Annotated in this window: 19 protein-coding genes; 9 read left to right on the top strand and 10 right to left on the bottom strand. The window is 73.8% G+C overall.

The window, feature by feature from the left end; translation table 11 throughout:
* The first annotated feature begins 27 nt into the window (after positions 1-27).
* The 3 genes from R3E88_13595 (at position 28) to R3E88_13585 (ending at position 4,611) form a co-directional block, all read left to right on the top strand.
* A complete protein-coding gene (locus R3E88_13595; GenBank protein MEZ4217511.1) occupies positions 28-810 on the top strand; it encodes a hypothetical protein in 783 nt (260 codons plus the stop codon).
* 117 nt (positions 811-927) lie between these two features.
* The gene (locus tag R3E88_13590) at positions 928-3,699 is read left to right on the top strand and encodes a hypothetical protein (GenBank protein ID MEZ4217510.1); all 2,772 of its coding nucleotides are present in this window, start codon (positions 928-930) and stop codon (positions 3,697-3,699) included.
* A 144-nt stretch (positions 3,700-3,843) separates the two neighbouring features.
* Positions 3,844-4,611, top strand: a complete 768-nt coding sequence (locus tag R3E88_13585) for a prolipoprotein diacylglyceryl transferase (GenBank protein MEZ4217509.1) — start codon at positions 3,844-3,846, stop codon at positions 4,609-4,611.
* Here R3E88_13585 and R3E88_13580 read toward each other — a convergent pair.
* Together R3E88_13580 and R3E88_13575 are read right to left on the bottom strand one after the other, a co-directional pair.
* Positions 4,595-5,245 (bottom strand): phosphatase PAP2 family protein, encoded by a 651-nt coding sequence (locus R3E88_13580; protein MEZ4217508.1) that lies wholly within the window; start codon positions 5,243-5,245, stop codon positions 4,595-4,597. The genes R3E88_13585 and R3E88_13580 overlap by 17 nt on opposite strands.
* Positions 5,246-5,303: 58 nt before the next feature.
* The gene (locus tag R3E88_13575; protein MEZ4217507.1) at positions 5,304-6,239 is read right to left on the bottom strand and encodes an SGNH/GDSL hydrolase family protein; all 936 of its coding nucleotides are present in this window, start codon (positions 6,237-6,239) and stop codon (positions 5,304-5,306) included.
* A 224-nt stretch (positions 6,240-6,463) separates the two neighbouring features.
* On the opposite strand from R3E88_13575, the gene R3E88_13570 reads away from it, so the two are divergent.
* Positions 6,464-7,537: a zinc-binding dehydrogenase gene (locus R3E88_13570; GenBank protein ID MEZ4217506.1), complete on the top strand. Its 1,074-nt coding sequence runs from the start codon at positions 6,464-6,466 to the stop codon at positions 7,535-7,537.
* 47 nt (positions 7,538-7,584) lie between these two features.
* On the top strand, positions 7,585-8,283 hold the full coding sequence (locus R3E88_13565) for a pirin family protein (protein ID MEZ4217505.1): 699 nt from the start codon (positions 7,585-7,587) through the stop codon (positions 8,281-8,283).
* Between the two features lie 90 nt (positions 8,284-8,373).
* Here R3E88_13565 and R3E88_13560 read toward each other — a convergent pair whose 3' ends face one another.
* The 4 genes from R3E88_13560 to R3E88_13545 all read right to left on the bottom strand — a co-directional run bounded on the left by R3E88_13560 (position 8,374) and on the right by R3E88_13545 (position 11,781).
* On the bottom strand, positions 8,374-8,967 hold the full coding sequence (locus tag R3E88_13560; GenBank protein MEZ4217504.1) for an NADPH-dependent FMN reductase: 594 nt from the start codon (positions 8,965-8,967) through the stop codon (positions 8,374-8,376).
* Positions 8,968-9,003: 36 nt separating this feature from the next.
* The gene (locus R3E88_13555) at positions 9,004-10,086 is read right to left on the bottom strand and encodes a DUF2804 domain-containing protein (protein MEZ4217503.1); all 1,083 of its coding nucleotides are present in this window, start codon (positions 10,084-10,086) and stop codon (positions 9,004-9,006) included.
* A 75-nt stretch (positions 10,087-10,161) separates the two neighbouring features.
* The gene (locus R3E88_13550; protein MEZ4217502.1) at positions 10,162-10,599 is read right to left on the bottom strand and encodes an OB-fold domain-containing protein; all 438 of its coding nucleotides are present in this window, start codon (positions 10,597-10,599) and stop codon (positions 10,162-10,164) included.
* A 15-nt stretch (positions 10,600-10,614) separates the two neighbouring features.
* Entirely contained in the window at positions 10,615-11,781 is a 1,167-nt protein-coding gene (locus tag R3E88_13545; protein MEZ4217501.1) for an acetyl-CoA acetyltransferase, read from the bottom strand.
* A gap of 202 nt (positions 11,782-11,983) precedes the next feature.
* Between R3E88_13545 and R3E88_13540 the strand changes: the two genes are divergently transcribed.
* Positions 11,984-12,802 carry an SDR family NAD(P)-dependent oxidoreductase gene (locus R3E88_13540; protein ID MEZ4217500.1) on the top strand — a complete coding sequence of 273 codons (819 nt, stop codon included), beginning with the start codon at positions 11,984-11,986 and terminating at the stop codon, positions 12,800-12,802.
* Here R3E88_13540 and R3E88_13535 read toward each other — a convergent pair.
* Together R3E88_13535 and R3E88_13530 are read right to left on the bottom strand one after the other, a co-directional pair.
* The gene (locus tag R3E88_13535; GenBank protein MEZ4217499.1) at positions 12,799-14,091 is read right to left on the bottom strand and encodes an MFS transporter; all 1,293 of its coding nucleotides are present in this window, start codon (positions 14,089-14,091) and stop codon (positions 12,799-12,801) included. The two genes, R3E88_13540 and R3E88_13535, sit on opposite strands and share 4 nt — an antisense overlap.
* Positions 14,092-14,124: 33 nt before the next feature.
* On the bottom strand, positions 14,125-15,183 hold the full coding sequence (locus R3E88_13530) for an amidohydrolase family protein (protein MEZ4217498.1): 1,059 nt from the start codon (positions 15,181-15,183) through the stop codon (positions 14,125-14,127).
* A 215-nt stretch (positions 15,184-15,398) separates the two neighbouring features.
* Here R3E88_13530 and R3E88_13525 point away from each other — a divergent pair, with 215 nt between their 5' ends.
* Together R3E88_13525 and R3E88_13520 are read left to right on the top strand one after the other, a co-directional pair.
* A complete protein-coding gene (locus R3E88_13525) occupies positions 15,399-17,036 on the top strand; it encodes a glycosyltransferase family 39 protein (protein ID MEZ4217497.1) in 1,638 nt (545 codons plus the stop codon).
* A gap of 42 nt (positions 17,037-17,078) precedes the next feature.
* Positions 17,079-18,335 (top strand): cytochrome P450, encoded by a 1,257-nt coding sequence (locus R3E88_13520; protein ID MEZ4217496.1) that lies wholly within the window; start codon positions 17,079-17,081, stop codon positions 18,333-18,335.
* A 25-nt stretch (positions 18,336-18,360) separates the two neighbouring features.
* On the opposite strand, the gene R3E88_13515 is transcribed toward R3E88_13520, so the two are convergent.
* Positions 18,361-18,735, bottom strand: a complete 375-nt coding sequence (locus R3E88_13515) for an SgcJ/EcaC family oxidoreductase (protein MEZ4217495.1) — start codon at positions 18,733-18,735, stop codon at positions 18,361-18,363.
* 73 nt (positions 18,736-18,808) lie between these two features.
* Between R3E88_13515 and R3E88_13510 the strand changes: the two genes are divergently transcribed.
* The gene (locus R3E88_13510) at positions 18,809-20,248 is read left to right on the top strand and encodes a serine hydrolase (GenBank protein MEZ4217494.1); all 1,440 of its coding nucleotides are present in this window, start codon (positions 18,809-18,811) and stop codon (positions 20,246-20,248) included.
* Here R3E88_13510 and R3E88_13505 read toward each other — a convergent pair.
* A complete protein-coding gene (locus tag R3E88_13505) occupies positions 20,245-21,255 on the bottom strand; it encodes a DUF808 domain-containing protein (protein MEZ4217493.1) in 1,011 nt (336 codons plus the stop codon). The genes R3E88_13510 and R3E88_13505 overlap by 4 nt on opposite strands.
* Positions 21,256-21,261 lie beyond the last annotated feature (6 nt).

Raw genomic sequence — 21,261 nt, 5'->3', positions numbered from 1 at the left:
CGCCTACTGGGAAGGGGCGGAGCAGCGATGACGAGCGGACGAATCCTGAAGCAGCGACGGACGGCGCGGAGCCTGGCGGCGGCGGTGGTGCTCACCGGCGCGCTCGCGGCGACGACGGCCGGCGCGACCACGATCTACGGCAACCTGAGCGGAGCCAACTTCGACTTCCTCGGGGTCCAGGAGACGTCGACCTTCGGCGACCCGGAGCCGCTGTTCGGCGCGCCGACGGTCTCGAGCGACCAGCTCCTCTTCTTCCCGACCAACTTCAGCGCGAGCGCGGGCGGCGGCGGCTTCGACATGACCGGCGCGCAGCTCCAGCTCACGATCATGGCCACGGGCCCGGGCGCGACCATCGACGCGCTCAAGCTCACCGAGGCCGGTGACACGACGCTCGCGGGCCTCGGCACGGCGGCGACCGGCACGTTCGTCGGCATCGGCGGCACGATCACGGTGCTCGAGGACATCAACGGCGTGCTTCCCGTCGCGCAGGTCTTCACGTTCGACGACACCGACGTCGTCTACGGGCCCGGCAACACGTTCGACCTCGTGTCGAACCCGGGCACGACGGGCTGGACGGCGATGCTCTACGTCGACATCGCGGCCATCGTTCCCAACGCGACGAAGGTCGCGGTCGGCTTCGACAACAACCTGTTCGCGTTCAGCGAGGCGACGACCGCCTCGTCGATCCAGAAGAAGGCGGTCAGCGGGCCTACGATCGTCTTCGAAGTGGTTCCGGAGCCGGGTACGTTCGTTCTGGTCGCCACGGGCCTGATCGCACTCGCGATCCCGGCGCGTCGCAGCCGCAACTAGCAAGGCCTGGGCGCGCGCGTGCCCGGTAGATCTGAGCCGTAGCGCGACGAACACCTTTCCCCTCCGGAGGGGCGACGGGAACTCGGTGCGGACGGCTCCTGACCCAAGGAGACTCCCGTGCGTCCGCATGCTCCCAAGCTCCTCGCCCTCCTGATCGCCTCGCTGCTCGTCCCGCCCGCCGCGTTCGCCACGGTGAACCACGGCGACTTCCTCGGCACGGGTGTCGACTTCCTCCAGGTCTCGGAGACGACGCTCTCCGCCGGTGACGTCGAGCCCCTGTGGGAGGCGCCGACGCTCGGCGGAGGCGGCGACCAGCTCCTCTTCGCGCCCACGAACTTCACGTCCTCGTGCGCGCAGGGCTCGAGCGACGTCACGTCCTCCGAGCTCACGACCACGATCCAGGCCGGCCCGGGCGTGCACATCGCGACGCTCGGCCTCCAGGAGGCCGGCGACTCGACGCTCACCTCGTTCCCGCCGTTCGGCACCGCGGCGACGAACTCGTCGGCGGCGCTCTCGGGCACGATCACGGTCACCGAGACGACGAGCGGGCCGATCGCCCCCGTCGTGATCCCGTTCAACGGCACGATGGCGCCGAGCGGCAGCTTCGCGCTGCCGACGGACTTCGGCGTCAAGGGCTGGACGGGCACGGTGTTCGTCGACGTCGCGGCCGTCGTGCCGAACGCGACGAAGGCGGACGTCGCCCTCACGAACACGCTCGGGACGAACTGCGCGGCCGGCAACACGGCCGGCTCGATGCAGAAGAAGAGCGTGAGCGGCCCTTCGGTCGCGCTGCTCGTGAACCCGGTCGAGTGCGAGCTCGAGATCGACAAGACGTGCTGCATCACGCAGCCGAAGCTCCCCGACTTCAACCTCTGCGACGGCGACATCGTCCGCCTCGAGCTCGAGTACACGGGCGAGAAGGGCGGCAAGTCGAGCAACTCGCAGGGCGGCAAGAGCCGCTGCTACGGCAAGCGCTCGATGGGCCACGACGCGTTCATCTCGTTCCTCTACGACGGCGGCACGCTCGTCGCGACGCCGAACAGCGGCATCCAGAAGGGCGACGTCGTGACCGTGACGAGCACGACGGGCACGCTGCCGGACTGGATGAAGCTCAAGACGCAGGACGGCTACCACCGGCGCCAGATCATCAAGGTCGACACGTCGTGCGACCGCGCGATCGAGTGCGGCGACAAGTTCGGCGCCTACGAGGTCGTCGGCCTCGAGTCGACGCTCGGCGGGTACACGGACTGCTCGGTGCCCGTCCCCGCGACGACCTGCGCGAACTCGGGCGACCCGGTCGGCACGCCGTGCGACGCGAAGCTCGTCGACATGGTGCTCGAGTACAACGGCCGCGACTGCCAGGACCCGCTCGCGAACCCGCAGAGCGGCGAAGCGAGCTGCCACGGCGACGCGACGGGCAAGACCAACGTCGGCGTCGTGTACACCGGCAAGTTCGGGTACAAGCAGACCGTCTCGCCCGCGAGCGGCATCAACGACGGCGACCGCATCCGCGTGAGCGCCACGTGGAAGGGCGGCCTCTACCCGAACCAGAAGTTCAAGATCGTCGACTCGAACGGCGTCGTGCAGACGGTCGAGTTCCACGTGTCGTGCTCGCAGCCGCTCGCGCTCGGCGACGAGTTCGGCAGCTTCCGGCTCGTCGAGTTCACGACGAAGAACGGCACGACGGTGGCCGAGGGCGACGGCTCGAACGGCAAGCTCGACGCCTGCGAGGTGCCGCTCGCGCCGCCCGGCCCGCACTGCACGAGCGACCTGCAGGAGCTCACGCTCGCGTACATCGGCGACTACCTGGGCGCCGGCTGCACGGTGAGCAACTCGCAGGGCGGCTACGCCTCGTGCGCGGGCGTCGCCGACCCCGGCGACCCGGTGTCGGTCGCGGTCGCCTCGGGCCTCGACGTCGACCCGGTCGACCTGATCGAGTTCGGCGACCTCGTGACCGTGACGTCCTCGAGCGGCGGCGACCTGCCGGCGTTCGTGAACCTCGACGTGACGGGAGCCGGCGGCGCGCAGTCGATCCAGATCAAGACCTCGTGCCACAAGCCGCTCAGCCTCGGCGACCGGTTCGGCTCGTTCGTGGTCTTCGGCATGGACCGCGAGGACGACGGGCCGATCCAGCTCGGCGGCAACATCCAGTACCAGTACAAGGTCACGAACCCGAACGCGTCGACGGTGGACAACGTCACGGTGACGGACGACCAGCTCGGCGTGGTCGCCAGCGGCGACTCGCTCGCACCCGGTGAGATGCGCGAGTACGTCGTGCCCGCGACGCTGCTCGGCACGACGACGAACGTCGCCACGGCGACGGGCGACGTCGGCGGCGCGGTCTGCCTGCCCGGCACCGACCAGGTGACGGTCGGCGTGCTCGCTCCGCCGCCCGGCTCGTTCTTCTGCTCCGAGCCGATCAGCGAGCTCACGCTCATCTGGAACGGCGCGCAGACGGTCGACGTGAAGGTCTGGGAGTCGTTCGTGGGTGGCAACCAGCTCGCGCTGCTCGACAACGTCGAGCCGGGCGAGGCGATCACCGTCGGCGGCTTCGGCGGCGGCGGCGGCATCTACCCGACCTTCGAGATCTTCAACTCGACGCAGACCGTGAAGCTCGGCGAGTCGAAGTTCGACGTCTGGTGCCAGGACAGCTCGATGAACGGCGTCGAGGACTGCGGGAAGCGCAACGGCAACCTGAAGTTCAACGACCCGCTGTACAACAACGACTGGCTGCTCGAGGGCATGGTCGACAGCGACGAAGAGCTCAAGTGCACGCCCGACCTCGTGCCGAGCCCGCCCATCATGTGCGGCTTCGGCCCCGAGCTCGCGCTGATCCTGCCCGGCCTGATGTGGCTCCACCGGCGCCGCCTGCGGCGCGAGGTGGCGTAGGCACCACGGCCGAGCCCGGAAACGGCGCCCCGGCCCTCCGCGGAGGGCCGGGGCGTTCGCTTTCGGGGCCCCCGGTTGCGAGGGCCCGGCGCGCGATCGGGGCTATCGTGCGCGGCCGGACGACAGGCGGAGCGAGCGAGCGCGGTGCTTCCCTACATCGAACATCCCACGCTCCGCGTCGGCGCGGTCGAGCTGCAGGCCTTCTGGGTGCTCGTCGGCATCGCGATCGTCGTCGAGTTCCAGATCGTCCTGCGGCGCGCGCCGCGCTTCGGCATCGACCGGCTCACGACCTCGACGCTGCTCGGCTGGGCGATCGGCCTCGGAATCGCCGGCGCGCACGTGTTCGACGTGCTCTTCTACTTCCCCGAGCGCCTGCGCGACGATCCGCTCGAGCTGCTGCGCTTCTGGGGGAGCCTGTCTTCGTTCGGCGGGATGGTGGGCGGCCTGCTCGGGCTGTGGATCGTGATGATCCTGCGCGGCATGGCGCCGCGCGACATGCTGCGCTTCGTCGACTGCCTGATCTTCGCGCTGCCCTTCACGCTCGCGATCGGGCGCCTCGGCTGCGGCCTGCAGCACGACCACCTCGGTGTCTCGTCGACGCACTGGCTCGCCGTGCGCTTCCCCGACGGCCCGCGCTTCGACCTCGGCCTGCTCGAGTTCTTCTGGGTCGCGCTCGTGGCCGCCGCCTTCGTCGGGCTCGACCGCCGGCGCTGGCCCGACGGGTTCTGGATCGGCGCGTTCTTCGCGCTCTACGGCCCCGTGCGCTTCGCGCTCGACGCGCTGCGGACGGGCGACGTCCGCTACCTCGGCTGGACGCCCGCCCAGTACCTCTCGATCGCCGCGACCGCGGCCGGCTGCGCGTGGCTCGCCGTGCTGCTCGCGCGCGCCCGCGGCGTCACGCGAGCCGCGTAGCGCCGCGCTCGTCGGCGCCGCGCCACGCCGAAGCGTGCGCGGCCCAGGCCACGAGCGCGCCGGCCGGCAGGTCGACGAGCCAGTGCTGCTTCGTCGCCAGCGTCGAGAAGAGGATGAGCGCGCCCCAGCCGAGGCCCGCCGCGCGAACGGCCAGGGACGGCGTCCGATGCGCTCCCCCGCGCAGCACGCGGCCCGCGAACAGCAGCGAGTAGACGGTGAGCCCCGCGTGCAGCGACGGCATCGAGTTCGCCGGCCGGTCGACGGAGACGATCCACGCGTAGAGGCCGCCGGTCGGCGCGGCGTCGGGTCGCGGCCCGAGCACCGGGAACACGAGGAAGATCGCGAAGCAGACGGCGCACAGGAGCGCGAGGCCGCGCGCGTAGCGCGCGAGCTCGTCGCGCCGGGCGGCGAGCAGCGGCGCGAGCGGAACGAGCAGCGCGAGCGAGACGTAGGCGCCGATCCACGCGGGCTCGAACGCGACCCAGCGGTCGATCGGCGTCACCGGCACGCTCTGCCGCGCGAACGCGTCGACGCGCTGGAGCGCGAAGTACGGCACGCAGATTCCGACCGCGAGTCCGAGCCAGACGGCGACCTTCGCGGGCACCTCGGCCGCCATCCGCTCGCGCCATCGCATGCCGCGCCCCGCCCTCCCCGGCCCGGCATCCTAGCTCCGGCCGAGGCCGCGCGTGCGACTAACGAGCGGCGGCGCCGCGACGCCCGGGGCCCGGCGAGCCGCCGCCGCGCGCACGGCGCTCGCGCCCGCTCGCAGAGGAGCGCGGCCTGGCCGCCCCCTCCGGCGCGCCCTCCTCCCGCAGCACGCCCACGAGCGCCTCGACGTAGCGGCGCGCGATGAAGGCGTGCCCGGCGGCCGTCGGGTGGATGGCGCCGGGGGCGAAGCCGTCGCTCGGGAAGTCGCGCGCCAGGTCGAGGAGGCAGCGGTCGAGGCGCGCGGGCGCGACGAGCGCGCGGCAGGCGCGGCGGACGGCTTCGCCGTAGTCGCGCATGCGCTCGCCCTGTGCGAGCGCCGACCACGCCGGCGGCACGGGCGGCACCGCGATCAGCACGTGCTCGACGCCGCGCGCGCGCAGCGTCGCGGCGAATCGCACGAGGTGCTCGGCGTACTCCTCGGCCTCGAGCGGCGGGCCCGCTTCGAAGAACGCGACGGCGTCGTTCGTGCCGACGTAGTGCACGACGACGTCGGCCGCCGGGATGTTGCGGAAGAGCGGCTGCGGGCCGTAGATCGTGCCGTTGAACAGGTAGTGCACGTCGTCGACCGCGTAGTCGCGCGGGTCCCAGTCGCGCGACGTCGCGCCGCCGATGCCGCGGTTCACGAGCTCGGTCGGCGCGATCCGCCCCTCGGACGCCGCGCGCTCGAGCCCGTCGCGCACCTGCTCGGCGAAGCACAGGCGCTGCCAGCACACGCGCTCGGCGGGCTTCGCGGAGGCGGGGATCGCGAGCGTCGCGTCCTCGAGGACGCCCTCGGTGATCGAATCGCCCGCGAGCACGACGAGGCGCGGCGACGCGACGAGCGCGTGGGCGAGCGCCTGCGCGCTCGCGCAGCGGGGAAGGCCGACGACCGCGAGGAGGGCGGCGGCGACGAGGGGCGCGAACGCCCGCGCGACGTGCATGCGCGTCTCCGATCCCCGGCGGACGCGCGCAGGGAACCACGCACGCGCGCGCGATGCGCCCCCCGTGTGGGGGGCTGGCGCGATTCTTCGCGGAATCGAGACGCGCACGTGCGGCCCGCGCGCGCCCTCCCCCGATCCCGGTCGTACCGCGCCCCCCTCGTTTCGGTCAGAATGCGCCGACGCGCGCCGACGCCCGACGCCGGCGCGCGAGCAGGGAGACTCCGATGAGCGATGCGAGCCGACTTCCCGAGACGATGCGAGCGTGGCGCGTGCACGCGTGGGGCGACGAGCCGACGCAGGCGCTGCAGCTCGACACCGTGCCGCTGCCGACGCCGCAGGCGGGCGAGCTGCTCGTGCGCGCGCAGGTGATCCCGCTCAACCTGAACGACCTCGAGCGCATCAACGGCAAGAACATGATGGTGCGCCCCGAGCTGCCCGCGACGCCGGGCATGGAAGTGATGGGCGTCGTCGCCGCCGCGGGGCCGGGCTGCGAAGGCTCCGTCGGGCGGCGCGTCGTCGCGATGCCGAAGCAGGCCACCGGCGGCTTCGCCGAGTACTCGATCTGCCCCGCGGTGTCGGCCTTCGACATGCCCGAGGACGTGCCGCTCCCCGACGCGGGCGCGCTCTACTTCCCGTTCCACCTCGCGTGGCTCGGCCTCGTCGACCGCGCCGCGCTCGCACCGGGCGAGAGCGTGCTCGTCCACGCGGGAGCGGGCGGCTCCGGCTCGGCGGCGATCCAGATCGCGAAGTGGCGCGGGGCGAAGGTGTTCGCCACCGCCGGCAGCGCCGAGAAGTGCGCGCTCTGCCGCGAGCTCGGGGCGGACGTCGCGATCGACTACACGGCCGAGGACTTCCTCCCCGTCGTGCTCGACGCGACCGACGGCCGCGGCGTCGACGTCGTCTTCGACAACGTCGGCGAGGCCGTGATGGACAAGTCGATGAGCGCGCTCGCCTACGACGGGCGCTACTGCATGATGGGCTTCGCGTCCGACAAGCGCTTCGTCGACGAGAAGCTGATCGTGCCGCGGCGGATCTCGGCCGGGAACTTCAAGCTCTGCGGCGTCCTGCTCTCGTACGCGGACGAGAACGTCGCGAAGATGATGAAGCGCGCGATGGGCTGGAACTTCTGTCCGTCGTCGCTCGGGCGCGAGATCACCGCGAACGTCGTCGACCTCGTGCGCGCGAAGAAGGTGAAGCCCGTCGTCGGCGAGGTCGTGGGCTTCGAGGAGCTGCCCGCCGCGATGACGCGCATGCGCGACCGCCGGACGACCGGGCGGGTGCTCGTGACGGTCGGCTGAACGCGCCCGAGCCTCGGGGCCGGGCCTCCGGAGAGGGGACGGCGGCGATGATCCAGGTCCGCAGGGCCGGCGAGCGCGGGCACGCGCAGCACGGCTGGCTCGAGAGCTTCCACACCTTCTCGTTCGCGGGCTATCGCGACCCGCGCTTCCAGGGCTTCCGAGCGCTGCGCGTGCTCAACGAGGATCGCGTCCAGCCGGGGCGCGGCTTCGATCCGCACGGGCACCGCGACATGGAGATCCTGAGCTACGTGGTCGAGGGCGCGCTCGCGCACCGCGACGACATGGGTCACGGCTCGGTCGTCCGGCCGGGCGAGCTGCAGCTCATGCACGCCGGCACCGGCATCACGCACAGCGAGTACAACGCGTCGACGACCGGGCTGCTGCACTTCCTGCAGATCTGGATCGTGCCCGACGCGCGCGGCCTCGAGCCCGGCTACGAGCAGCGCGCGTTCCCGGAGGCCGAGCGGCGCGGCGCGCTGCGGCTCGTCGCGTCGCGCGACGGCGCGGACGGCTCGCTGCGCGTGCACCAGGACGTCGCCGTCCTCGCGACGCTGCTGGCTCCGGGCGACGACATCGCGCACGCGCTCGCGCCCGGACGCCACGCGTGGCTGCAGGTCGTGCGCGGCGCGCTCGAGGTGAACGGCGCGGCGGTGGCGGCCGGCGACGGAGTCGCGCTCTCGGACGAGCCCGCCGTGCGCATCGCGGCGGTGGACGACGCCGAGGTGCTGCTGCTCGACCTCGCCTGAGACGCGCGGCGGCGAGCGCGACGGCGCCGAGCGCGCGGCGGCGAGCAAGCGGCGACGAGCGCGGCGGCCCGCGCGGACGGGCGCCCCCGACTAACGAGCCTCCGGCGCCGCTTCCGCCCGCGCGCATGCGGCGCAGAACGCCGCGAAGCCGTTCGCGAAGCGCTCGGCGCGCGCGCGCGTCGCCGCGTCCCGGAACGCGCCCGCCTCGTCGAAGGCCTCGTGCGCCGTCGACACGGCGAGCTGACCTCCCGTCCACGGGCGGACGCCGAGGCGGCGCAGGACGGGGAGCCACGCGGCCTGCGCGAGCGCCGTCGCGCCCGTGCCCATCGTCGCGCCGCAGAGCGCGACGGGCCGGCCGCCGAACACGCGCTCGATGTCACCCGTCGGGCGCGAGCACCAGTCGATCGCGTTCTTGAGCGGGCCCGGCAGCGAGTGGTTGTACTCGGGCGTCGCGATCACGAGCCCGTCCGCGCCCGCGATCGCGTCCTTCAGCGCCGCGACGGAGTCCGGGATGCCGCGCTCCTGCTCGAGGTCGCCGTCGTAGAGCGGGATGCCCGCGATCGTGCGCACCTCGAGCGCGTGCGGCGGCGCGAGGAGCGCGGCCGTCGCGCGCAGCAGCGCGGTGTTGAACGACGCGCGTCGCGCGCTTCCCGAGAGCGCCACGATCCGCATTCCCTCCGCCATCTCACCCCCCTCTCCGCTCCGGCGCCCTGCGCGCGCTCACCAGCGGTGCGCGAACTCCTCGGCCCAGCCCGGGAGCCCGTCGATCGCGATCTCCTCGCCGCCCGCGCGCACGCGGCCCGTCCACGTCCCGAAGCTGCAGACGCCGCCGCTCGCCACGATGCCGAGGTTCGTCCGGCTGCGGTGCGCGAAGACGGGGCGCATCACGAGGTCGACGTCGTCGGAGTGCATCGTCGCGACGCGCCACGGTGCGTCGTCGTCGCCCGGATCGTACTCCCAGCGCACGTCCTCCATGAGCTTGTGGAGGCGGCCGTCGAGCACGATGCCGTTCTCGTTCGCGCCCGTGCCCGTCGTCCACTTTCCGCCCACGTTCACGCCGATGCGCCGCCCGTCCTGCTCGCCCGTGCACACCGCCCAGTTCCAGAACGCGCGGCGCGGCCACACGCCGCGCCCCCAGTCCTGGACGGCGTGGCAGGCGGAGGGCGACGCGACGTAGCGCCGCTCGCCGACCAGGACCTCGCCCTCGCACGGCAGCGCCGCGTGCTTCGAGTTGAGCTGGAAGCGCTCGCGCGACCACGGCACGACGACGTTGAGGCTCTCGTGGCCGGGCGGGCGCAGCACGCGCAGGTCGGCGCGCAGCGCGGGCCCCTGCTTCGTCGGCCCGCGGAATGCGAGCCCCTCCGCGCCGCCGTCGCGGCCGCCCTCGTAGTCGTAGGCGACGTCGCCGAAGCGCACGTGCACGGAGTCGGCCACGTGCTCCGGGAGCGCGAAGCGCCGCGGCGGCCCGACCCAGCTGCCCTCGACCTCCTCGCCGCGGGCGAAGTCGACGAAGAACGCGCCCGCGAGCGTCGCGTAGTCGAGGTCGGCGAGCGTCACCGAGAACACGAACTCGCGAGAGACGAAGTTCCAGAAGTTCCAGCGCTTCTTGCGCAGCGGGTGGCCGCGCAGGTTCGCGCGCACGAGCGGGCGCCGCGAGAAGCCGACGGCGTCGGGCGAGAGGTGCCCGCGCGCGTCGCAGAGGTCGACCTCGCGCGTGAGCTCGCGTTCGTCGTAGCGCGTCGCGAGCCCTTCGCGCGCGATGCGCGCGTCGAGGATGGGGAGGTGCTCGGGCAGCCGGTGCATCGGCGCTCTCCCGTGTTCGGCGCCGCCCGCGCGCCGCGCGGCACCGGGCCGCCCGGCGCGTCGCGCACTCGGATGCTAGGCGTCCGGCGCGAGCTCCCACTGCGGGATCGCGAGCTTCGTCCCGCTCGCCGGGTCGACCGCGTGCTCGAAGACCGCGCGCACGCGCCGCCCGATCGCCGCGTCCTCGGGCGCGCAGCCGACGATGTTCCCCTGCACGCTGCATCCGGGCGCACCGTCGACGGAAACGATCGCGATCACGTAGGGCACGCGGTCCTTCAGCGCCGGATGCACCGCGTGATGGACGGCGACCGCGCTCTCGATGCGGCCGGTTCCGGGCATCGCGCGGAACGAGAGGCGCGTGCCCTGGCACGCATAACAGAGGTCGTCGGGCGGGTGCTGCGCGCTCCCGCAGTCGTCGCAGACCTGGATCTGGATCGTCCCCGCCGTGAAGAAGGGCGTGTTCTCGGGCGTGAGCGACGGCAGCACCCAGCCGTCGCCGAGATGGCGGCTCATCGTGGCTCCCCTTCCTCAGAGCGCCGCGCCGAAGAGCACGGCGCTCCCCGGCGCGTAGCCCGGCCCGCCGACCGCGAGCGACAGCTCGACGTCCTTCGCCTGGCACGTCGACTCGCCGCGCGACTGGCGCACCGCCTCGACCACCATCTCGAGCCCGTGGATGTAGGCCTCGGCGATGTTGCCGCCGCTCGTGTTGAACGGAAGGCGCGCGTCCGGCCCCTCGAGCGCGCCGTCGCCGACGAAGGCCTCGACGTCGGCGGGCTCGCAGAAGCCCATCTCGCAGAGCGCCATCAGCACGGGCCCCGTGAAGTTCTCGTACATCTGCACGACGTCGACGTCGGCCGCCTTCACGCCGGCGCGCTCCCACAGCGCCTTCGCGACGCCGCGGTAGTACATGCTCGGGAACCAGCGCGGCTGGAAGGCGCGGATGCCGATCTCCGGGCCGAGCGCCTGCGCCGTCGACAGGATGGGCACGGCCTTGCCCGGGAGGTCCTTCGCGCGCTCGGGCGTCGTCACGACGAGCGCCGCCGCGCCGTCGTTCTCCATGCAGCAGTCGTAGAGGTGGAAGGGGTCCACGATCCAGCGCGATGCGTGATAGGCCTCGCGCGTGAGCGGCCGGCCGTGGCGAACGGCACGCGGGTTGCGCTGCGCGTTCGCATAACAAGCCAGCGAGATGCTCGCGAGCGCCTCCTGCGAGACGCCGTGGTCGTGCATCCAGCGCTTCGTCTGGAGCGCGCACTCCTGCGCCGGCGTCATGAGCCCGTACGGCAGACCCCACCCGAGCCCTCCGGGCGCTCCGCCCGCGATCAGGTTGCTGCCCGACCCGAGGCGGTAGAACTGGCCCTGCGCGAGCGCGCGGAACGCGACCACGTAGTTCGCGTAGCCCCCGCACACGGCGGCGTCCGCGAACTGGAGGGCGGCGGTCGAGTTGTTGCCTCCGCCCGCCCACGGCGTCGCCGACCAGCGGAGCTCCTCGAAGCCGAGCGCCTCGGCCACGCGCAGCGGGCTGTTGCGGTGGTCCATGTAGGACACGAGTCCGTCGAGCTGCGACAGCGCGATACCCGCGTCCTTCGCCGCGTTGCGGATCGCCGTGCACGCGAGCTGGAACTCGCTGTCCGGCGAGCCGCCGTGCTTGTAGTACGTCGATTCGCCGACGCCGACGACGACCGCCTTCCCGTGCATCCGCGCTCCGCTCCTTCCCGTCCGTCGCTCCCGCAGCGCCGCTCCGCACGGCGGGCGAGCGGCCGATCCTACCGGAAGAAGGACGGGCGGGGGTGCCGCGCGCGACGCCCGGTACCGGCGCGGGCGCAATCGTTCGGCGACGCGCCCCGCGGACGCTTCTGGCATCCTGCGCGCGCGGCGCGCTCGCCGCCGGAGGCCCCCGATGCTCCCGCCGCCCCGCGACTACGAAGGCCGGCGCGTGCTCGTCACGGGCGGCGGCGCGGGGATCGGCCGCGCGACGTGCCTGCGGCTCGCGCGCGCGGGAGCGCGCGTCGCGTGCCTCGACCTCGACGTCGCGCGCGCGCGCGAGGTGGTGCGCGAGATCGCGCGCGAGGGCGGGCCCGGCGCAGCGGCGATCGAGGCCGACCTCGCGGACGCGGCCGACGCGGAGCGCGCCGTCGACGCGGCGCTCGAGGCGCTCGGCGGGCTCGACGTGCTCGTGAACAACGCCGGCATCACCATCCTGAAGGGCTTCGCGGAGTCGACGCTCGAGGAGTGGGACCGCACGCTCGCCGTGAACCTGCGCTCGATGTTCGTCGCGACGAAGCGCGCGCTCCCGGCGCTGCGCGCGTCGGGCGCGGCCGGCCCGGCGGGCGCGACGGCGATCGTCAACGTCGCGTCGATGGCCGCGCTGCGCTTCACCGTTCCGCACGTGCCCTACGCCGCGTCGAAGGGCGGCGCCGTGGCGCTCACGCGCGACCTCGCCGTCGAGCTCGCGCCGCACGGCATCCGCGTGAACGCCGTCGCGCCCGGACCGATCGCGACGCAGATCCTGGGCGGCCTCTCGGACGCGCAGATCGCGGCCGCCGGCCTGCGCTTCCTGCTCGGACGGATGGGCCGGCCGGACGACGTCGCCGAGGCGATCGCCTTCCTCGCCTGCGAGCGCGCGGCCTACGTCACGGGCGCGACGCTCCCCGTCACCGGCGGCGCCGAGCTCGCGACGCGCGCGCTGCGGCCGGAGGACGACGCGCCGCGTCGTTAGGCGGGGCGCGCCGGCGCGAGCGCGCGCCGCGCGACGTCGCCTTCGTCGCGGTCGCCGTCGAGGCGCATCCCCCCGACGAGCAGGGCGGCCACGAGGACCAGGACGCCGAACGTCCAGAAGGCGGCGTCGTAGCTCCCGGTGTCGTCGTGCACGCGTCCGATGAAGTAGCTCGCGCCGAGCATGAGCGGCATCGTGACGACGTTGATGCGCCCGTGTACGGCGCCGTACGAGCCCGCGCCGAAGGCGAGCGCGACGAGCATCGTGAAGACGGGGTGCACGCCCCCGATCGCGACGCCGACCAGCGCGAAGACCGTGAAGAGCGTCCAGTACGACGGCTTCGCCAGCAGCACGGCGAGCATGACGAGGTGCGCGACGGCCATCGCGCCGAAGAGCCGCCGCACGTCGTAGCGCTCCGCCGCGAAGCCGACCGCGAGCTTGCCGGTGAGCGCGGACAGGCTCTGGACGGAGACGAGGAACGCGGCCGACTGCGCGTCGATCCCGATGTCGAGCAGGTAGGGGACCTTCGAGATCAGGATCGCGCCGTCGCTCGAGATCAGGAGCCCCGCCCCGAGCGCGAGCAGCCAGAAGTTGCGCGACGCGAGGAGGTCGCGGAGCGGCCACGCGCGCGCGTCGAGTGCGGCGGCCGCCGCGGGCGCGTCGTCGTCGATCTCGCCGCCCTCGCGCAGCTGCTCCTCGGTCGGGCGCGAGCGCACGAACGCGGCCGCGAGGCCGACGATGACGACCGCGCCGCACACGCCCGTGATCGCGAGCGCGCCGCGCCAGCCGTGGCGCCCGATGAGCCAGGCCGTGATCGGCGTCATCACGAGGCCGCCCGTCGCCGTGGACACGGCGACGATGCCGAGCGCGCGGCCGCGCCGGCGGCGGAACCACTTCGCGACCACCGTGCTCGCCGCGAGCGGCCCGGCGAGCGCCATCGCGAGCGCGAGCGGCCCGGCGATCGCGACGCAGACCCAGGCGAGCGACGACGCGCTCGCCATCCCGCCGAAGCCGATTGCGAGCAGCGCGCCGCCCGCGCACATCGCCGCCGCGGCGGGCACGCGGTCGAGCAGCGCGCCGACGAACGGCGACCACAGCGCGATCGCGGCGGTGAACAGCATGTGGCCGACGTTCATCTGCGCGCGCGCGAGCCCGAACTCCTCGCCGACGGGCACGACGTAGAGCCCGAAGCTGTAGATCGTCGCGCCGACGAGGATCACCGACGACACGAAGCCCGCGCCGAGGCCGTACCAGCCGCGGTGCACGGCGCCCGAACGCGCGCGTGTGCTCATGCCGCCCCTCCCCTCGCCCGCCGCGCGCGGCGGCTACAGCCCGTAGATCCGCGCCGAGTTGCCCGCGCAGATGAGGTCGCGCTCGGAGACCGGGACGTCCGCGAACTGGCGCGCGACGACCTCGCGCGAGCGCGGCCACGTCGTCGCCGGGTGCGGGAAGTCGGTCGACCACAGGATGTTCTCGACGCCGATCTCGTGGCGCATGCGCAGGCCGATCTCGTCGTCCATGAACGTGCAGGCCATGTTGCGCCGGAAGTACTCGCTCGGGCGCAGCTTCAGCCCGGGCAGGTCGTAGGCGCCCGCGGCCTTGCGGTCGAGCCCGGCGAGGAAGCCCGGGATCCAGTGCAGCTGCGGCTCGACGAACACGATCTTCAGGCCGGGGAAGCGCTCGAGCGTGCCCGTCAGGATCCACCACGCGATCACCTCCGCGAGCGCGAGGCCGGGAAGCGACGTGAAGATCGCCGCCTGGCGCGTCGGGTCGCGGCGGAACACGTCCCACAGGAAGACGCGGTTGCCGAGGTGGTGGCTGATCGAGAGGCCCGTCTCCTGCAGCGCGCCCCAGAGCGGGTCGTACACCTTCTCGTGATAGTCGGGCAGGCCGAACTCGCTCGGGAAGTTCGGGAGGTGCACGGAGCGCGCGCCGAGCCCGGCGAGCCGCTCGACCTCGGCGACCGCGTACGCGACGTCGAGGATCGGAACCTGGTACGAGACGGCGAGCCGCTGCGGGTCGTGCGCGGCGAAGTCCGAGAGATGGTCGGTGAAGGCGCGGGCGATCGGACGCCAGTCGCCCTTCACGAGGCCGTACGCGCGGAACGCGCTCACCTCCGAGTAGAGCACCTCCGCCTCGACGCCGTCGCGATCCATGGCCGCGAGGCGCGCGACCGGATCGAAGTAGCCGGGGTCGCCCATCGCCTCCATGTCGAAGTCGTCGAGCGAGAGCGAGCGGCCGCCGCGCTGCTCGTCGTCGATGCGCGCCTGCTCGGCGATCGCGTCGTCGAAGGCCGGCTGGAGGGCGCGCGGCACGCGCGCGCGAACCTCGTCGAGACGCACCGCGACGTGCGAATCGGCCGAGATGAGTCGGGGCTCGGACATGGGCGCGCTCCTCCGCGTTCGCGAGCCGTGCGGCTCGCGGCCATCGTACGAACCGGCCGCGCGCGCGAGCAAGCGAAAGCGCCGGTGGGGGCCCGGCGCGGGCGAGCGGCCCCCGCCACTGGGCTTGGCGGCGCGCCGAACGAAGGCGAGAATGGCGGCCAGCGCGCTCGCGGCGGAGGAGCGGGGGCGCGTCGACGAAGAGGGCCGCGACGCCGATGGGCTCCACGACGCCGACCCGTCGCGCTCTCGCGTCCTTCGCGGCGCTCGCCGCCGCGCTCGTCGTCGGGGCTGCGCTCCGCGCGTACGACCGCGACTACGGCCTGCCTTCGCGCATCCACCCGGACGAGCCGCTGCTCATCGAGCCCGCGCAGCGGATCTCGCACCTCGAGCAGCTCGACTTCCACCCGCGCATCCTCCGCTACCCGAGCCTCCCGATCTACGCGCTCGCGGGCGCGCTCGCCGTCGATCGCGCGCTCGGCCACGAGCCGGCGGAGGCGCCGGCCGCGCGCGCGCGCGCCGTGCTCGTGGCGCGCGACGTGACCGTCGCCGTCGGCGTCGCGACGATCGCGGTCGTCTTCCTGCTCGCGCGCGAGCTCGCGGGACGCCGCGCCGCCGCGCTCGCCGCGTTCCTCTTCGCGGTCGCACCCGTGCCCGCGGTCGACGCGCACTACGCCAACGTCAACGTTCCCCTCACCTTCTTCGCGTCGCTCGCGACGTGGGGGCTCGTGCGCTGGCAGCGCGGGCTGCGCGCGCGCGACCTCCTGCTCGCCGCGGCCGCCATCGGGCTCGCGGGCGGCTGCAAGTACAACGGCCTCGCGCTCGGCCTCGCCGTGCCGGCGACCGCGATCGCGCTCGTCGCGAGCGGCCGGCTCGCGGCCGGCGCCGCGGTGCGGAGCGTCGCGCTCGCCGGCGGCGTCGCGGCGCTCGCCTTCCTCGCGACGACGCCCTACGTGCTGCTCGACGTCCCGTTCTTCGCGAGCGAGATCGCGCGCGAGCTCGACCACCAGGCGCGCGGGCATCCGGGCGCCGACGTCGTCGCGGGAGAGGGCATCTACCGACCGGTCGTCTACCAGCTCGTGGCGGGCCTTCCGATGACGCTCGGCATCGCGACGTACCCGCTCTCGCTCGTCGGCGCCGCACTGTTCGCCGCGCGCGCGCGCAGCGGCGCCGTCGCGTTCCTCGCCGCGCTCGCCGCGCTGCTCGCTCCGCTCGTCGTCTCGAAGATCGCGTTCGTCCGCTACCTGATGCCCCTCGCGCCGCTGCTGTGTGCGGCCGCGGGCGTCGCGGTCGCGCGGCTCGAGAGCCGCGCCGCGCGCGCGGCGGGCACCGCCGTCGCCGCGATCGCAGCCGCGACGACGCTGGCCACCACGGCCGGCATGGTCGAGAGCCTCTCGCCGATGCCGGCGGAGGAGACGTCGCGCTGGCTCGCCGCGCACGTCGCGCGCGGCGACGCCGTCGGCGTCGTGGGCGGAATCCTGTTCCACCTCGATGGCGCGACCGGCGACGGCGCGAGCGGCGATGGCGCGACCGGCGACGGCGCGGACGGCGCGTTCGCGATCGAGCCGGCCAGCCTGCGCCGGCTCGCCACCGGGGTCGAGCGGCCGCGGTGGCTCGTCGTCGACACGTGGGAGCGCAACCGCCTGCGCCGCCCGGGCGACGCGCGGCCGCGCGTGCTCGAGTTCGCGCGCCAGCTCGGCGACGACGCGTCGCCCTACGTGCGCCGCGCCGCCTTCGCCGCGCACTACCCGTTCCAGCGCGCCTATCTCGCCCTCGATCCGGCCTTCGCGAGCTACCCGCTCCTCGGCGCGGAGATCTTCGAACGCCGCGTCCCGCCCGCGCGCGCCCCGCACTAGGATGCGGCGACGCCGCCCACCGCACCCGCCAGGAGCACCGCGATGACCCGACCGACGCCGCTCCCCGACGACCTCGACCCCGCCGCGCTCGACGTCATCTCGCCCGAGAAGTACGAGCGCGAAGGCTATCCGCACGCGGAGTGGCGCTGGCTGCGTCGCCACGCGCCCGTGCGCCGCTTCGAGGGCGAGCGGCACGAGCCCTTCTTCGCGGTGACGAAGCACGCCGACATCGTCGCGATCGGCAAGAACCCGAGGGACTGGCTGCTCGAGCCGCGTCTCGCCGTGTTCATGCGCGACGTGATCGCGCCCGAGAACGCGCCCGCTCGGCACCTGCTCACGATGGATCCGCCCGAGCACGGCCGCTTCCGCAACCTCACGTCGAAGGCGTTCACGCCGCGCACCGTGCAGGTGTGGGCGCCGAAGATCGAGCGCGTGACGCGCGACGTGCTCGACCGCGCGGCCGCGAAGGGCGACATCGACTTCGTGGCCGACGTGTCGGCGCCGATCACGATCGCGGTGATCGCGCTCATGCTCGGCGTGCCGGAGGAGGACTGGCCGCTGCTCTTCCGCTGGACCAACGAGAGCATCGCGCCCGAAGACCCGGAGTTCGCGCGCGGACGCACGCCGACCGAGACGCTCACGACCGCGCGCAACGAGCTCTTCGCCTACTTCAAGCGGCTCGCCGACGACCGCCGCGCGAACCCGCGCGAGGACATCCTCTCGCTCGTCGCGCAGGGCCGCATCGAGGGCGCGCCGCTCGGCGACTTCGAGCTGCTCTCCTACTACTTCCTGCTCGTCGTCGCCGGCAACGAGACGACGCGCAACGCGATGACGGGCGGCATCCAGTGCTTCCTCGACGCGCCGGACCAGTGGGCGCGGCTCGCGGCCGATGCGGCGCTCGTCGACCCCGCCGTCGAGGAGACGGTCCGCATGATCACGCCCGTCATCCAGTTCACGCGCACGGCGGCGCGCGACCTCGCGCTGCGCGGCGAGACCGTGCGCGCGGGGGAGAGCGTGTGCCTCTTCTACGCGTCGGGGAACCGCGACGAGGAGGTCTTCGAGGACCCGTACGCGTTCCGCATCGACCGGCGCCCGAACGACCACGTGGGCTTCGGGCGCGGCGAGCACGTGTGCCTCGGCGCGCACCTCGCGCGGCTCGAGATCCGCACCATGTACGCGCAGCTGCGCGAGCGGCTCGTGCGCATGGAGCGGACGGCGCCGCCCGTGCGCGTGCGCTCGAGCTTCGTCGGCGGCATCAAGCGCGCGCCGATGCGCTGGGAGCTCCGCCCGGCGCCGTGACGCGCGCCGGCCGCGCCGCGCGACTTCAGGCCATCGACGCCTGGAACGCGGCGAGGTCGAAGTAGTCGCGCCAGGCCTTGATCCGGCCGCCCTCGATCTCGAAGACGCCCATCACCGGCGCCTCCGCCCACTTGTCGCCGACGAGGAAGCGGTCGATGCGCTCGTTCATCACGACGCCGTTCGCGTTCTCCGTCGTGTGCTTCACGACGAACTCGATCCGCTGCGCCATGCCGACGAAGCCCTCGATCGTCTTGCGGATCGCCTCGAGGCCTTCGTTGGGCGGGTCGATCGGCATGTTCGTGTAGACGGCGTCGGGCGCGAAGAAGCCCATGATCCGCTCGACGTCCTTCGCAGCCCAGGCCTCGACGAAGGCGTCGACGAGGTCGGTGTTCGCGCTCATGGCAGGTCCTCCTGGTGGGGCGGCCGCGCATCCTACTCCGCGCGCGAGCGCACCGGAGGTAGGATCGCGCGCCATGTCGAACCGCTCCCCGGCCGCGCGCACCGCGCGCATCGCACTCCTCGCGCTCGCCCTCGGCCTCGCCGCGCTCGCACTCCGGCTCGGCGACACGGCCCTGCGCGTCGGAACGGGCTTCTCGGCCCGCGTGCTCTGCTCGCTCGCGTTCGTCTCCGGGCTCGACCCGCGGACGTCCTACGACGAGTACGTCGCGTTCGTGCTCGGCCCGGCGCACGCGCTCGTCCGCTACGAGGTGGACGACGCCGAGCGCGCCGTCGAGAGCCGCGCGTTCTACCGTCGCGCGCGCGCCGTGCACCGCGAGGGCCTCGGCTGCGTGCTCGTCGCCGACGACGGCCCGGACGAGGAGCGGCTCCGGTCCGCCGCCTTCCCGCGCTCGGCGCCGCCGCCCGCGGCGCTCCCCGTCGCGAGCCCGCCCCCGGCCGTCGCGCGCGAGCTCGAGGACGCGCTCGCCGAGGCGTTCGCCGAGCCGACGGCGGCGCCGCCCCACCGGCTCACGAAGGCGATCGTCGTGCTGCACCGCGGCGCGATCGCGGCCGAACGCTATGCGCCCGGCGTCGACGCCGCGACGCCGCTGCTCAGCTGGTCGATGGCGAAGAGCGTGACGGCGACGCTCGCGGGCATCGCGGTCGGCGAGGGGCGCCTCGCGCTCGGCGCGCCCGCGCCGGTTCCCGAGTGGAGCGACGAGGACGACCCGCGCCACGCGATCGCACTCGACACGCTCCTGCGCATGTCGAGCGGTCTCGCCTTCGACGAGCACTACGGCGCGATCAACGACGTGTCCATCATGCTCTTCACGCGCGCGGACGCCGGCGCCTACGCGGCGAGCCGCCCGCTCGCGCACCCGCCCGACACCGTGTGGTCGTACTCGAGCGGGACGTCGAACGTCGTGGCGCGGCTCCTGCGCGACGCGTTCGGGCGCGACCTCGGCGCCATGGTCGCGTGGAGCCGGCGCGTGCTCTTCGACCGCATCGGGATGGCGAGCGCGCTCGTCGAGACCGACGCGTCGGGGAGCTTCCTCGGCTCGTCGTTCGTGTTCGCGACGGCGCGCGACTGGGCGCGCTTCGGCCAGCTCCACCTGCAGGACGGCGTGTGGGAGGGCGAGCGCGTGCTGCCCGAGGGCTGGGTCGACTACGTGCGCACGCCGACGCCCGGCGCCGCGCGCGGCGAGTACGGCGCGCACTGGTGGCTCAACGCGGGCCGCCCGGGCGCGCCCGAGGATCGCACCTGGCCGTCCGTGCCCCGCGACGCGTTCGCGGCGCGCGGCATGAGCGGCCAGTACGTCGTGGTCGTGCCGTCGGCCGAGCTCGTCGTCGTGCGCCTCGGGCTCGCGCAGGCCGAGGGCGACGCGCTGCACGGCATCGAGCGCCTGGTCGCGCGCGCGATCGGCGCGGTGGAGGCCTGGGACGCGGCCTCCGCGACCGCCGGGACGCGACGCTAGTCGGCGCCGTTCCCGTCGCGGGTCGAGCGCGCGTCCTCCGCGTTCGGGTCGCGCGAGGGCTCGTGCGTCCCGCTCCCGCCGCGCAGCCGCGCGAGGAGCGCGCCCGCGCCGACGAGCAGCGCGCCCGCGACGAGGCCCGCGAGCGCGTCGCCGAGCAGCGCGACGAGCGACGCGGCGAGCGCGCGGCCCGAGCCCGCCGCGCCCGCGCCGCCCGCGGCATGCGCGAGCGCTTCGATCGCGCGGTGCACGGGTGGCACGCCCTCGACGAGGATGTGACCGCCGACGAGGAACATCGCCGCCGTGCCCGCGACCGAGAGCGCCTTCATCAGCCACGGCGCCGCCGCGACGAGACCGCGACCGAACGCCCGCGTCGCCGCGCCCTCGCGCGAGGCCAGATGGAGGCCCGCGTCGTCGAGCCGCACGATCGCGGCGACGAGCCCGTAGACGCCGACCGTGATGCCGACGGCGATCGCGACCAGCACGCCGACGCGCTGCGCGAAGGGCGCTTCGGCCGCGGTTCCGAGCGCGATCACGATGATCTCGGCCGAGAGCACGAAGTCGGTGCGGATGGCGCCGCGGATCTTCCGCTTCTCGAACGCGACGACGTCCGTCGCGGCGTCGGCGAGCCTCGCCTGCAGCTCCTCGCGGTGCGCGGCGTCCTCCTCGCGCGAGTGGAGGAGCCGGTGCGCGACCTTCTCCGCGCCCTCGAAGCAGAGGTAGGCGCCGCCGAGCATGAGGAGCGGGTGCACGAGCCACGGCGCCACGGCGCTCACGACGAGCGCCACGGGCACGAGGATCGCCTTGTTGACGAACGACCCCTTCGCGACCGCGAGCACGACCGGCAGCTCGCGCGACGCCCGCACGCCCGTCACCTGCTCGGCGTTCAGCGCGAGGTCGTCGCCCAGCACGCCTGCGGTCTTCTTCGCCGCGACCTTCGTCATCAGCGAGACGTCGTCGAGCAGCGTCGCGATGTCGTCGAGGAGGGCGAAGAAGCTCGAGCCGGCCATCGGAGC

The sequence above is a fragment of the Myxococcota bacterium genome (assembly GCA_041389495.1).
Classification (GTDB): Bacteria; Myxococcota_A; UBA9160; order UBA9160; family UBA4427; genus JAWKRT01.
The sequence above is the reverse complement of the archived record's forward strand: the minus strand, read 5'-3'. Positions and strand labels throughout refer to the sequence as shown.

What these genes read in the sequence shown, in the direction of transcription:
- R3E88_13580 (MEZ4217508.1), bottom strand. Translation starts at nt 5,245, where the DNA reads ATGCGATGGCGCGAGCGGATGGCGGCCGAGGTGCCCGCGAAGGTCGCC.
- R3E88_13570 (MEZ4217506.1), top strand. Translation starts at nt 6,464, where the DNA reads ATGAGCGATGCGAGCCGACTTCCCGAGACGATGCGAGCGTGGCGCGTG.
- R3E88_13515 (MEZ4217495.1), bottom strand. Translation starts at nt 18,735, where the DNA reads ATGAGCGCGAACACCGACCTCGTCGACGCCTTCGTCGAGGCCTGGGCT.
- R3E88_13510 (MEZ4217494.1), top strand. Translation starts at nt 18,809, where the DNA reads ATGTCGAACCGCTCCCCGGCCGCGCGCACCGCGCGCATCGCACTCCTC.
- R3E88_13545 (MEZ4217501.1), bottom strand. Translation starts at nt 11,781, where the DNA reads ATGCACGGGAAGGCGGTCGTCGTCGGCGTCGGCGAATCGACGTACTAC.
- R3E88_13535 (MEZ4217499.1), bottom strand. Translation starts at nt 14,091, where the DNA reads ATGAGCACACGCGCGCGTTCGGGCGCCGTGCACCGCGGCTGGTACGGC.
- R3E88_13540 (MEZ4217500.1), top strand. Translation starts at nt 11,984, where the DNA reads ATGCTCCCGCCGCCCCGCGACTACGAAGGCCGGCGCGTGCTCGTCACG.
- R3E88_13575 (MEZ4217507.1), bottom strand. Translation starts at nt 6,239, where the DNA reads ATGCACGTCGCGCGGGCGTTCGCGCCCCTCGTCGCCGCCGCCCTCCTC.
- R3E88_13595 (MEZ4217511.1), top strand. Translation starts at nt 28, where the DNA reads ATGACGAGCGGACGAATCCTGAAGCAGCGACGGACGGCGCGGAGCCTG.
- R3E88_13520 (MEZ4217496.1), top strand. Translation starts at nt 17,079, where the DNA reads ATGACCCGACCGACGCCGCTCCCCGACGACCTCGACCCCGCCGCGCTC.
- R3E88_13555 (MEZ4217503.1), bottom strand. Translation starts at nt 10,086, where the DNA reads ATGCACCGGCTGCCCGAGCACCTCCCCATCCTCGACGCGCGCATCGCG.
- R3E88_13530 (MEZ4217498.1), bottom strand. Translation starts at nt 15,183, where the DNA reads ATGTCCGAGCCCCGACTCATCTCGGCCGATTCGCACGTCGCGGTGCGT.
- R3E88_13560 (MEZ4217504.1), bottom strand. Translation starts at nt 8,967, where the DNA reads ATGGCGGAGGGAATGCGGATCGTGGCGCTCTCGGGAAGCGCGCGACGC.
- R3E88_13550 (MEZ4217502.1), bottom strand. Translation starts at nt 10,599, where the DNA reads ATGAGCCGCCATCTCGGCGACGGCTGGGTGCTGCCGTCGCTCACGCCC.
- R3E88_13525 (MEZ4217497.1), top strand. Translation starts at nt 15,399, where the DNA reads ATGGGCTCCACGACGCCGACCCGTCGCGCTCTCGCGTCCTTCGCGGCG.
- R3E88_13505 (MEZ4217493.1), bottom strand. Translation starts at nt 21,255, where the DNA reads ATGGCCGGCTCGAGCTTCTTCGCCCTCCTCGACGACATCGCGACGCTG.
- R3E88_13565 (MEZ4217505.1), top strand. Translation starts at nt 7,585, where the DNA reads ATGATCCAGGTCCGCAGGGCCGGCGAGCGCGGGCACGCGCAGCACGGC.